A 12,306-nucleotide genomic window follows, 5' to 3' on the forward strand; every position below is an offset into this window, starting at 1 on the left:
CTCCTTAAAATGCGCGGCCCGTTAACATCAACCCATGCTCGACGATCGGCCCCAGACAGAGCGCCGGGAAAAATGTCAGTGCGCCGATGATCATAATTACACCGAGCAGTACGCAGGCAAACGTCAGCCCGTTGGTCGGAAAGGTGCCGGGCGATGCCGGCACGGTTTTCTTGGCGGCCAGATGACCGGCGATGGCCAGAACGGCGAAGATCACGCCGAAGCGGCCCAGCAGCATCGCCGCGCCGAGTGTGAGATTGTAAAAATACGTATTGGCATTGAGCCCTGCGAAAGCGCTGCCGTTATTGTTCGATGCCGAAGCAAAGGCGTAAAAGATTTCGCTCAGGCCGTGCGGCCCGCCGTTGGTCAGGCTCGACAGCCCGGCCGCCGCGTTGCACGCGACCGCCGAGCCGAGCAGAATCAGCGTGTTCGGAATGAGAATCGCCGCTACCGCCCAGGTGGCTTCCCACGCCTGGATTTTTTTGCCGAGGTATTCCGGCGTACGGCCGACCATCAGCCCGGCGATAAAGACCGCAATCAGCACATGCATCAGCATACCGTAGAGCCCGGCGCCAACGCCGCCGAAGGCGATGCATCCGAGCATGATATTCCACAGCGGCATCATCCCCGCCAGCGGCATAAAGCTGTCGTGCATCGCGTTGACCGCGCCGCAGGAGGTGCCCGTTGTCGCAACGGCAAACAGCACGCTGTTCATTACGCCAAACCTCGTCTCTTTCCCTTCAAGCAGCGGGCCGGTTTGACTAAGCACCGGATTCGGCTGAGACTCTGCCCACCACGCCACGGCAACACTTCCTGCCAGCAGCACCAGCATCACGCCGAAAAGACACCACGCGTGCCGCCGGTCACCGATCAGCAGACCGAACGCAAAAACCAGCGAAGCCGGAACGATCAGCAGGCCGAACATTTCGAGAAAATTAGATACCGGCGTGGGATTTTCGAACGGATGCGCGCTGTTCTGGCCGAAGAACCCGCCGCCGTTTGTGCCGATGTGCTTGATGGCAATCTGCGATGCCGCAGGTCCGAGCGGGATCACCATCTCTGCGCCTGACAGCGCGGTCGCATTCGCATAGGGCTTGAGATTCTGCACTACGCCCTGACTGGTCAGCGCAACGGCGAGAAGCATCGCCAGCGGCAGCAGCACATAAACCGTTGCGCGGGTAACGTCCACCCAGAAACTGCCAAGCGTCTTTGCCGAGGCGCGCTTCAGCCCGCGCGCCAGAGCCACCAGCACCGCGATGCCGGTCGCAGCGCTGAGGAAATTATGCACCGCCAGTCCGACCATCTGCGTGAAATAGCTCATCGTGCTTTCGCCTGCATACGCCTGCCAGTTCGTGTTCGTGATAAAACTGATTGCCGTGTTAAGCGCCAGCGCCCACGGGACATTCGGCAGCTTTTGCGGATTCAGCGGTAGCCACGCCTGTGCCATCTGGAGTGCCATCAGCGTGACGAGGCCGATGAGGTTGAAAATCAGCACCGCCCAAAAGTAGCGTTGCCACGGCATTTCCTCATCCGCGCGCACGCCGCCGAGTTTATAAATCCACTTCTCCAGCGGACGCAGCCAACCCGCGAAACGCGGCGGGCGACCATCCAGTACCTTAGACAGATAGATGCCGAGGAGCGGAGAGAGCGCGAGCAGCGCGCCGAAAAATGCGATCACCTGCAACCATTCAGTTGTTTTCATGTCACAAGATTAAAGGTGGGACCTCAGACAGCCTAATTAAAAGACCGCGCCGGTATGTTAAAAAAACATTAAAACAACCAACCTGATTCATTGGAAAAAAGTTAGCGCCTGTTATTCTCCGCCCGTGAAAGTTTATCTTCCTATCCTCTGCGCCATCCTGTTCTGTGCCGGATGTTCCACCACCGGGCGGCAGCTGGCCTATGACAACACCGTACAGGTGGCCAAGCGCCCGTTCAGCGATACGGCCGAACTGGGCTGGCGCGTTAAAACCTTCTGGACGGAAGAAACCTCCGCCGTCTGGCGGCGCTACATTAGTTTTCCGCTACTCAGCCTGCACGATATTCCGGACGTAAAACCGGTACCGGCGCCAATGAAGCGTACGGTGATGTCCAAATGGCTCCGGCGAAAAACCGGCCCACCGGCTGAAGGCACCGCCCGACTGCTGCTCAACGGCGAAAACTTTTTTCCGCAGTTTGAAGAATCAATCCGTACCGCCACCAACCGCATCGATCTGAAAACCTACATCTTCGACAACGACGACGTCGCCAAGCAAACCGCCGACCTGCTCAAAGCCCGCAGCCATGAAATCAACGTACGGATTCTCTACGACTCATTCGGAACCCGTCACGCATGGGACGTCAACGCGCCGTCACTGCCGACCAACACGGTTTATGAAGTGGATGACATGATCCGGTATCTGGAAAAGGATTCCGGTATTGAACTGCGCCGTGCCTGCCATACGTTGCTCACCTCCGAGCACTCAAAATATTTTCTCATTGACCGGCGGATCGCCTATTTCGGCGGCATGAATATCGGCCGCGAATACCGCTATGACTGGCGCGACGCCATGTTCGAACTTTCCGGCCCCGTCGTCGGCGCACTCGAAACCAACTTTGAGCGCTCATGGACGCTTGCCAGCGGCGACACCTTCACGCTGTTTAAACTGCCGAAGCCGCACGCGCCGGACTATTCCGGAACCAACGAACTTTATCTGACACCCACCACGCCGATGAAAGCGTATCTCTACCGCGGACAATTGCGCGCCATCGAACACGCCAAACAGAGTATCTACCTCGAAAATCCTTACCTGTGGAACTCGTCCATCGTTTACCAGCTCTGCGCGGCGCGCAAACGCGGCGTTGACGTTCGCGTCACCATTCCGCGCGACGTCAACCACGGTATCGGCATCGCCGCCAACAAACTGACCGTCAAACGGCTGCTCGATAACGGCGTACGCGTTTTTGTTTATCCGGGGATGACGCACGTCAAAGCCGCCGTCTATGACCAGTGGGCCTGCTTCGGCTCAGCCAACTTCGACGACCTCAGCCTGCACAAAAACTACGAGCTGAATATCTTCACCGACAATCCGGCAATTGTCTGTCAGGTTAAAAAGGACTTGCTCGAAGGCGGACAGAGACTTTCAACCGAAATTCACGATGCCGGCGAAATCAGCTGGATGGATACGTTCACCGCCAGTCTCTCCCAGTATTTGTAGTGGCTAGCAGGAAAACACGCTGAAGCGTGGACTACGAACACCGCAAGGTGCGCGAATTCTGTTTGTAGTACAGGCTTCAGCCTGCTCATCCCTTCCGTCGCAAGACGGCGTTAAAAGACCAGATCGACTGCGGTCAAGTATAAGTCAACTTATCGGTCAAGTGGGTTTCTTTTGGATTTCCGAGTCCAAATAATTCCCGCAACAACGCCAACCAAAATCCATTGTACGAAAAAAAAGATAGGAATAAGAATAAACCCTGAACACCCGTACGGCGGAAGTCTCATCATAACCCACGCGTAGATCATGACCCATGCCGGTATATGGATGCATCGGATCACAACATTGCAATCATCCCAAATCCCAAAATTACCTGACAAAAACATTGCGGACACCACGAAGATGCCAATAAGAAATCCAATGAATGTTGTTAAAGCCAATTTCATATCAATACCCCTGACAGTTTACTGGAAAAGATTGCCGCCGAATCCTGGAGTGCATTCTTTTCTCCTCCCTCATTTCTTTCGGTCTCATCCCTTCCGGCGCAGGACGGCGTTGAAGACCTGCGCGGCTTCGCGGCGGCAGAGCAGGATTATCCTTTCAGCACATACCGTCCGTTTTTCGGCGTACCTACCCGTTTAATAAGCCCGGCTTTAATCAGCGGATTCAACGCATCCATTGCTCCCTGTTTGGAAATGCCAAGGCCGTCCCAGATTTCGCGCGGACTGAGGCTGCCCTTCGCCCGGAGCAGGTGCAGCAACTGTTCCTGCTTCGGTCGCAACACCAGTTTCGAAGCGCTTTTGGACGCCGCAAACTGCTGAATGCGCTGCCACACCCGTTCCAGTGTCTGCTGCAATCCTTCGGCGTTGTATTCCAGCCACGAGGTCAAATCTTCTCCCTGCTGACGCACCGCCTGCAATGCCGCGTAGTAACGCGGACGATCTTCCCAGTAATATTCATCCACCGAAAAAATATGGTGTGAGTCAAAACCCCGCCGATACAGTTCCCATAAAGCCAAAGCCCGGCCGGTACGGCCATTGCCGTCGGCAAAAGGATGAATATCTTCAAAACGGTAATGCAAGATGGCGGAGCTCAACACCGGCGACATATCCGTCGAGTTTTTGTTCCACCACTCCAGCAATTCAAACATCAAACCCGACACATCATCCGGCGGCGGCGGAACGTGCGGCCCGACCCGCACCCGGATTGTACGATAAGTTCCTGCCTCGCCTTGATCCATAACCTGTCCGGCCATGATGGCATGGAGCCGGAACAGATCCTCGTGCGTGAGCTTCTTCTTGGTCGCATTCTTTTCGATATGGCGAAGCGCGGCGAAATAGTTCAGCACTTCGCGACGGTCACGTGAAGGTACAGGTACCGGTTCTTCCTGAGCTTCCACCGCCCTCACCTGTTCCAGCGTGAGCGGGTTACCCTCAATTGCCGTGGAAGAATGGGCGTTCCGGGCGCGTGAATCCTTCTGCAAAGCAGGAATCCAAGAGACCTGTACCGTCGCACTTTGAATCTGTTCGCGTAAGGCCGCGATGGACTCCACGCGGGAAAGTAACGCCGGTGAAATAGTAAACTTCGGCTGATAACTCATGGAGGGACTCTACTCGTCGGTCAAGTATGGGTCAAGCAATTGGTCAAGTGATTTTCTATCGAAATTTTAATCGGTACTGATCAATGTAGGACAGGCTTCCAGCCTGTCTGGACAGGCAGGATGCCTGTCCTACTTTTTCCGCCGGACGACGGCGTTGAAGACCTGGGCGGCTTCGCGGCGGCAAAGCAGGACAGAGGCGAGCAGATAAACGATCATGCCGCCGGCGATGGCGCCGCCGACAGAAATAAACTGCGTCAGTTTTCCGGCGAGGTGATTATTCAGTGCCTGAAAAATCCAGCCGTGAACGAAGATTACCGTCGCGCCCATAATCACGGCGGCGATCAGCGCGCGTCCGGCTCCGGCCAGTACCGACAGCCAGCCGGGCGATCCGATGCGACGTCCGAGCCGCCAGCCGAGCGTCAGTCCGTTGAAGGCTTCCGATACGACCGCTGAACCGGCGAGGCTCATGGCTTTGTATTCGGTCGGCAACGATAGCGTGAAAATCAGGTTGAGCGAAAAGTTGATGCCGACGCTGTAGAGTCCGTTGCGATACGGCGTGCGGGTGTCGCCCAGTCCGTAGAAGGCCGGAACAAAAACTTTGGCCAGTCCGAAAAAGAAAAGGCCCGGCGCATAAACGCGCAGTACCGATGCCGTTCGATCCACGGAATCGACATCAAAATTGCCCCACCCCAAAAGCATTTCAGTGACCGGACGGGCCAGCGCCATCAGGCCGACCGCCGCCGGTATCATGACAAACAAAAGCATCCGCAGGGCGCGGTTGATGGTCAGGCGGATACGTTCCTCTTCGCCGACGGCGGCGTGGTTGGAGAATACCGGAAGCAAAACGGTGCTCATGGCGGTGGCAAGAATGCCCTGCGGAAAGTAGAGCAGGCGTTCAGCGAAATACATGGTAGCGGCGGCCCACGGCGTCGCCCAGCGCGCCATGATGCTGTTGATGGTCATGTTAACTTGCGAAACGGACTGGCCGAGCGCGGTCGGCGCCATCAGGCCGATGAAGCGGGTGACCTGCGGATCCTTTGCATTCAGATCGACGCCCGGCCGCCAGCCGAGCCGGTACATGGCGGGAATTTGCGCCGCCAGCTGTACCGCGCCCGCCACTAGCACGCCGAACGCGACGCCGGCGATTTGATCTTCCGGTGTTGCACCCATCCGCGGGCAAACGAAAATCACAAAGGCGATCCAGGTAATGTTCAGCAGGCAGGGGGTAAAGGAAGCCAGCGCGAATTTGCCGAAGCTGTTGAGGATTCCCTGAGACAGCGCGGTCAGGCAGATGAAAAAGAGGTACGGAAGCATGATGCGCAGAAGCGGCAACGTCTGCGTTCCTTTGCGGAAGGCTTCGACCAGCGGCGGAAAAAAGGTGATGCCGATGCCGATCAGAACAATGACGATCAGAATCGCGCCGATCAGCGTCAATACCCGGCGGGCGAACCGCCAGGCCGCCGTCTCGCCTTCTTTGGCACGAACCGCTGAAAAAACCGGCACAAAGGCAGAGGAAAGCGCCCCTTCGCCGAATAGCGCACGAAACATGTTCGGGATGCGAAAGGCGACGACAAAGTCGGACATCACCGCACTGGTGCCGAAGGCGGCGGCGGTGACGGTTTCGCGCAGCAGACCGAGAAGACGGCTCAGCATGGTGAACAGGCTGACGGTTCCAACCGAGCGGAATAATTTACGGTGTTCCATAAAGTTTGTCTGATTTTCCAAAGTTTGGAACTCGCAAGACTATAGAGGCTTTCGTATCTTACAACACGAAATTTAATGATCTAACCACGGACTGAACCTATGAGTAAAACTCCAGGCCGCCTGCTGGCGGGCAATGAAGAAATCCTTGCCGCTTCCTATGAGGAGTTCAACCGGATTCCGGTTGATCTCGACCTGACCGACCAGCCAAGTCACCCTCCCCGCACCCAGCAGAAGACCATCGCTGAAGCGGTCAGCGTTTCCGGGCCGGGAACTTTCGCGGGAAAATCCACCACGACGATCACGTTCGCGCCGACCGACCGCGAAGGCTGGTGGCTGGATCGCACCGACCTGCCCAACTCTCTGCCGATTCGCGTGGCGATTGACAACGTCTGGACGACCGGTTCCATCGTCAGCAACATCGTGCTGCGCGCCGGCGGACCGCATAACTATGTCCGCATGGTGGAACATATCATTTCGCTTCGCATGGGCATGGATATCGACAATCTGATGATCAAAATTGATTCCGGCGATCCGCCGCTGTTTGCACGCGGCAGTCTTGATTTGATTGAAGCGCTCGACCGTGCCGGGCGGCGGACGGTGAACCGTCCGGTGAATTATGTGACCGTTAAAGAGCCGGTCACGCTCTGCTGGGATCACGGACAGTTCCTGACCATCGCACCGCATACCGGATCCGTACCGAAGCTGACGGTGGATGCCGCTGTTAACTTTCCGAACGCCATCGGACAGCAACGCATCCAGTTCCCGGTTAACTTCACCAATATTCAAACCGGCGCGGAGGCGCGCACCAACACGCCGTACGGAAAAACGCTTTACTGCAAAACCATCGGCAAAATTTTCGCCGACGTTCGCAATCTCGGCTACACCGACCAGAATATCCTGATTGCCGGAAAAACCCGTTATCACAATCAGCCGCGCCTGATTCGTAACGGAAAGTCTCTGGAGCCGGTTTGGCACCGGGGCGTACTCGATCTGCTGGCGGCGGTTGCACTGATCCCCGACGCTCGGTTCGCCGGAGAAATCACTTCCTACAAGGCCGGACATCGCCTGGACTGCGATATGATCACGCAACTCTACCTCAACGATCTTCTGGTTTCAGTCAGCGGCAAATGAATCCGTTCAGAGAAAAAACCGAATACGCACTGGTTAAAGGACTCATCGTCTGTCTGAAGCCCCTGCCGACAAAAATCATCACGTCGGCCTTCCGGTTGTTCGGTGATCTTTTTTTTCTGCTCGGCTTCCGCCGGCGCAACCTGACGCTGAAGAATCTGGCGATCGCTTTCCCGGAGAAAAGCCGGAAGGAACGCGTCCGGATTGCGCGGCGGGCGTTTTTGAATATGGCCGAGTTCACCGGCGATAGTTTTCTTCTAATGGCCGGAAAGCTCAGCCCCGAAGAGATCCTTTCCATGGTGGACGATGCACAACTGGAAAAATACAAAACGATGCGAAACGCGTCCGGCAAAGGCGCCCTCCACATCACCGGGCATCTCGGCAACTGGGAACTGATGGCACAGTACGGCGCACTCCAAGGATTGGAATCGCATGTGGTCGCCCGCAAGGGAAGCAATCAGCTGATTGATGACCGGATTGTAACGCCGCTGCGGACGCGGTACGGCAACAAGGTTTTCTACAAAGAAAACGCCATGATCAATACGGTCAAAGCCCTGAAGCGCAACGAAGCGGTTTCGTTTCTGATCGACCAGAGAATCGGGCCGAAAGAAGGCGTTCCTGTTCAATTTTTCGGGCAGAGCGTTCTGGCGGTGGCCTCCTGTGCGGCACTGCAAATCCGGTTTGATCCGCTGGTTATTCCGGTTTTTCTGATGAAGACATCGCGCCGCCGCTATAAGCTGATTATCGGCGATGCCATCCAGTGGAACGATGACGGGTCTCCGCAGGAAGAACAGATTCAAAAACTGACTCAGCACTATCAGCGTGTCATTGAGGAAACGATCCGGCAGTATCCCGACCAGTGGTTCTGGATGCATAACCGCTGGAGGCTGTGATGAAGGCATTGCTTTTAACCGATGGTAAACCCGGTCACGAAAATCAGTCCATTGCTCTCTGTCGACACTTGGGATTGACGTATGAGATTGTCACGGTTTCCTATTCTAGGAAATCCGCCAAAGCGCTCTCCTATCTCTTCGACCGCCTCGGAATCTACACGGAAAAGATATTTCAGATTGCCGATTTCAGATTGCCGACTGCTGACTTTGACTTTGTAATTTCGACCGGCTCGACGACTTTCTATCCGAACAAGGTTCTCGCCCGGAAGCTGGGTCTTCCAAACATCGCCATTCTGAATCCAAAAGGCTATCGCCCAAATTTCACATGGATTCTCTGTCCGGCTTACGACCATCCGCCAAAACGGAAAAACATCATCGAACTGCCGCTCAATCTTTGCGCCGCTGACCCATCGTTCTTCGTCGAAAAAGCGGATGAGTTTAAAAAATTATATAAACCGGCCAAGCCGGCGGCGGTTGGATTTATCATCGGCGGACCGAACGCGATATCGACGATTGACGCCGCCGCGCTCAAGCAACAGCTGGAAAAAACGTTTGCCCTCACCGAAGGTTGCGAACGCTGGGTGACCACGTCGCGCCGCACTCCGGCGGATGTCGAAGCCGTGATTGAATCCCTGCCGTTCGACTACCGGCTGATCAACTCGCGCGATCCGTACAATCCGGTTCCGGCATTCATTCAGCTCTGCGACCGGCTGTTCGTCACCAGCGATTCCGCCTCCATGGTCAGCGAATGTGCCAGCTTCGGTACGGCCTCTGTAGAAATCCTGATGAACCGGCAAACCAAAACGCCGAACAAGTTTCAGGAACTCATCCGCGGATTGGAAAACCTCAACGCAGTCCATGTTTTTGATGAAACTCTTGGTGCGGCGAGCCGCAAAATCCACCTCTCCGCTCTACTGAAAGAACACCTCAAACCGCTAATAAAAATTAAGCAGAATCATTAACAGCATAATCATTCAGGAGCAGCCTCCTTATGCCTATAACCTGCAAATTCACGCCGCGAATCCTGTCACAGGATGAGTTTCATGCTGTTGATAAAATAGTAATGAGACATGCCTTTGACATCCAAAACGAGATGGGTCGGCTATTTGACGAGACGATTTATCAAAACGAACTGGCATTCCGCTGTAGAGTTCATGGATTAGAAGTTCTTACTGAGGGCGTAATCAGCGTCGAATACAGAGATTTCCGCAAACTGTATTTTCTGGATATGCTCGCGAACAACGGTGGGATATACGAACTCAAAGCAACCACAGCACTGAACAATAATAATGACCTCCAACTGATCAACTACCTCCTTCTCGCGGGACTGCATCACGGTAAACTAATCAATTTCGGACCTACTTCTGTTGAACACCGGTTTATTTCTACATCGCTCACACCAGAAGATAGAAAAAACGTCTCTCTCGACACTCGACGTTGGAAGGGCTCTGACTCAGAAGATATTATTCTCAGCGATGTACTTAGCAGCATGCTTGAAGACTGGGGTCTTTTCCTGAGTGTTGATCTCTACACGGAAGCCATAAAACATTTTCTCGGCAGCAACCGTAAACTCTGCTCAGTTGCAGTCTCCTCCGAAGGAAGATTGTTGGGCCACCAAAAACTCGCTTTGTTAAACGAGGGCACAGGCCTTCACATCTCCGCCATCGCGAAACACCACCCCTCCTACGAAATACATCTTGAAAAACTCTTTTCATACACCCCTCTGAGGAGGATTCAATGGCTGAATTTCAACAAAAACATAGTTCAAATGATCACTCTCCAGAAATGATTCTGCTGTCAATGGTTCTACCAACACTCTATTCCCTGACCCTCAAAAAAAATGATTCTGCTGTCAATTGTTCTGCTGAAACATGCTAACTTCCCCCCATGCACATTGTCCAAATACTTCCGGAACTGAATCAGGGCGGCGTCGAACGCGGCGCCGTCGAACTGAACCGCGAACTGGTCAGGCGCGGACACCGAAGTACCGTCATTTCCGCAGGCGGCAGTCAGGTTGCACAAATTGAAAAAGATGGCGGACGGCACATCACCCTCGATGTCTGCTCCAAGAATCCACTCACCGTTCCAAAAAGAGTTTCTGATCTCCGTCGTCTGATCTCCGACCTCTCGCCTGATATTCTCCATGCCCGCAGCCGCGTTCCGGCCTGGCTGTGTTTCTTTGCTAATAAGAAACTGAACATTCCCTTCGTCACCACCGTGCATGGATTCAATAGCATCAGCAAATACAGCAAAATCATGACCCAAGGCGACGCCGTCATCTGCGTCAGTAATCCGGTCAAAAAGTTTATTCAGGGAAACTACGGCACGCCGGAAGAAAAGATCACCGTCATCCACCGAGGAATCGATCCGGCAGAATTTGACCCCGCGAAGCTCGATCAAAGCTGGATCGACGCGTTCAAAACGAAATACGACCTGAACGGAAAATTCATTATTACCGCTGTCGGGCGCATCACGGAACTGAAAGATTACGAAACCTTCATCCGCGCCGTCGCCGCCTGCGCGCAGAAAATTCCGGAACTCCGCGGACTGATCGTCGGCGGCGTGCGGCACGATAAGCAGGCCTATTACGAACGGCTTCTTGCACTGGTTAAAGAGTTGCACGCGGAAAAGCAGATCGTCTTCGCCGGCAGTCACAGTCAAATGCCGGAAATCTACGCTCTGAGCGACATCCTGGTTTCCTGCTCCAAAAAGCCGGAAAGTTTCGGCCGCACACTGATTGAGGCCATGGCCATGAACACTCCGGTAATCGCCACCCGTCACGGCGGCGCACTGGATATCATCGAAGAAGGGCTTAACGGATTTCTTGTGTCGCCCGGCAATGTGAACGAACTGGCCGAGGCGATCCGCAGGCAGAAAGAAATTCCGCGCACCGGCCTGCGGGAATATGTCCTCGGCCATTTCACTCTGGAAAAAATGGTTGAAACAACAATCGATGTGTATAAAAAGGCTTTTGAGCAACACGCCCAAGGCTAGTCTGCAATTTGTGATATATGAGGTATAAATGAATAATCAACTGGTAAATGTAATCTGTTTCAAATGGGGAACGCGCTACGGCGTTCACTACGTCAATAATCTGTATGCCGGAGTCAAGAAACACCTTCATCGCCCGTTCCGCTTTGTGTGTGTTACAGATAATCCGGAGGGGCTGGCGCAGGGAATAGAGACGGCACCGATTCCAGAAAACCCCGGTCTGCCCGCATGGCCGAATGTGTTTCTGAAAATGCTGATCACAGCAGATGGATTTGCAAACCTGAAGGGCCCTACGCTCTTTTGCGATATCGACATCGCCATCATTGATGACATCGACTGTTTTTTCGATTACATGCCGGGTAAAAACATCATAATCCACAACTGGATTGAGGCTCGGAAACAAATATTCCGCAAACGTCCGGCTATCGGCAACTCATCCGCATTCCGCTTTGAGGCCGGAAAATCACAGTATATCTGCGATACATTCCTGCGGGAAAAAGAACGTGCCATTGACCGGAGTATTTTCTGCACCGAACAGGCTTTTCTAACCTATGCCATGAAAGAGCGAACCTGGTGGCCTGAAAAATGGGTTCGCAGTTTCAAGCGCCACAGCATGCGTATCTTCCCGTTCAACCTGATTCTTCAGCCCGTCCTGCCCAAACAGACACGCATTCTCGTTTTCCACGGCAAACCGGATCCGGATGAAGCGATACAGGGCTACAAAGGAAAGCGCCCGCATCATCACACCTGCCCCGCTCCATGGATCACAGAATACTGGCCGCAAGAGAAATTCTGAAAC

Annotated in this window: 10 protein-coding genes; 7 read left to right on the top strand and 3 right to left on the bottom strand. The window is 54.3% G+C overall.

The genetic code is table 11. From position 1 onward, the window contains the following. Positions 1–4: 4 nt before the first annotated feature. On the bottom strand, positions 5–1,699 hold the full coding sequence (gene kdpA, locus HOO88_06240; GenBank protein NOU36351.1) for a potassium-transporting ATPase subunit KdpA: 1,695 nt from the start codon (positions 1,697–1,699) through the stop codon (positions 5–7). Between the two features lie 124 nt (positions 1,700–1,823). On the opposite strand from kdpA, the gene HOO88_06245 reads away from it, so the two are divergent. Continuing rightward, on the top strand, positions 1,824–3,194 hold the full coding sequence (locus HOO88_06245; GenBank protein NOU36352.1) for a phosphatidylserine/phosphatidylglycerophosphate/cardiolipin synthase family protein: 1,371 nt from the start codon (positions 1,824–1,826) through the stop codon (positions 3,192–3,194). A 589-nt stretch (positions 3,195–3,783) separates the two neighbouring features. Here the strand turns inward: HOO88_06245 and HOO88_06250 are convergent. Both HOO88_06250 and murJ read right to left on the bottom strand, forming a co-directional pair. Next, entirely contained in the window at positions 3,784–4,791 is a 1,008-nt protein-coding gene (locus tag HOO88_06250; GenBank protein NOU36353.1) for a Fic family protein, read from the bottom strand. 129 nt (positions 4,792–4,920) lie between these two features. Further along, positions 4,921–6,495, bottom strand: coding sequence for a murein biosynthesis integral membrane protein MurJ (murJ, locus tag HOO88_06255; GenBank protein NOU36354.1), 1,575 nt, complete (start codon positions 6,493–6,495; stop codon positions 4,921–4,923). A gap of 99 nt (positions 6,496–6,594) precedes the next feature. On the opposite strand from murJ, the gene HOO88_06260 reads away from it, so the two are divergent. The 6 genes from HOO88_06260 (at position 6,595) to HOO88_06285 (ending at position 12,303) form a co-directional block, all read left to right on the top strand. After that, positions 6,595–7,626 (top strand): hypothetical protein, encoded by a 1,032-nt coding sequence (locus HOO88_06260; protein NOU36355.1) that lies wholly within the window; start codon positions 6,595–6,597, stop codon positions 7,624–7,626. Further along, complete coding sequence (locus tag HOO88_06265; GenBank protein ID NOU36356.1) at positions 7,623–8,516, top strand: lysophospholipid acyltransferase family protein; 894 nt, start codon at positions 7,623–7,625, stop codon at positions 8,514–8,516. The genes HOO88_06260 and HOO88_06265 overlap by 4 nt, the downstream gene beginning before the upstream one ends. Further along, positions 8,516–9,478, top strand: a complete 963-nt coding sequence (locus tag HOO88_06270) for a hypothetical protein (GenBank protein NOU36357.1) — start codon at positions 8,516–8,518, stop codon at positions 9,476–9,478. The genes HOO88_06265 and HOO88_06270 overlap by 1 nt, the downstream gene beginning before the upstream one ends. Before the next feature lie 29 nt (positions 9,479–9,507). Continuing rightward, positions 9,508–10,305, top strand: coding sequence for a GxxExxY protein (locus tag HOO88_06275; protein ID NOU36358.1), 798 nt, complete (start codon positions 9,508–9,510; stop codon positions 10,303–10,305). Between the two features lie 98 nt (positions 10,306–10,403). Beyond that, positions 10,404–11,510 carry a glycosyltransferase family 4 protein gene (locus HOO88_06280; GenBank protein ID NOU36359.1) on the top strand — a complete coding sequence of 369 codons (1,107 nt, stop codon included), beginning with the start codon at positions 10,404–10,406 and terminating at the stop codon, positions 11,508–11,510. A 28-nt stretch (positions 11,511–11,538) separates the two neighbouring features. Next, the gene (locus HOO88_06285) at positions 11,539–12,303 is read left to right on the top strand and encodes a hypothetical protein (GenBank protein ID NOU36360.1); all 765 of its coding nucleotides are present in this window, start codon (positions 11,539–11,541) and stop codon (positions 12,301–12,303) included. Positions 12,304–12,306 lie beyond the last annotated feature (3 nt).

Source organism: Kiritimatiellaceae bacterium, assembly GCA_013141415.1.
GTDB lineage: Bacteria > Verrucomicrobiota > Kiritimatiellia > Kiritimatiellales > Tichowtungiaceae > Tichowtungia.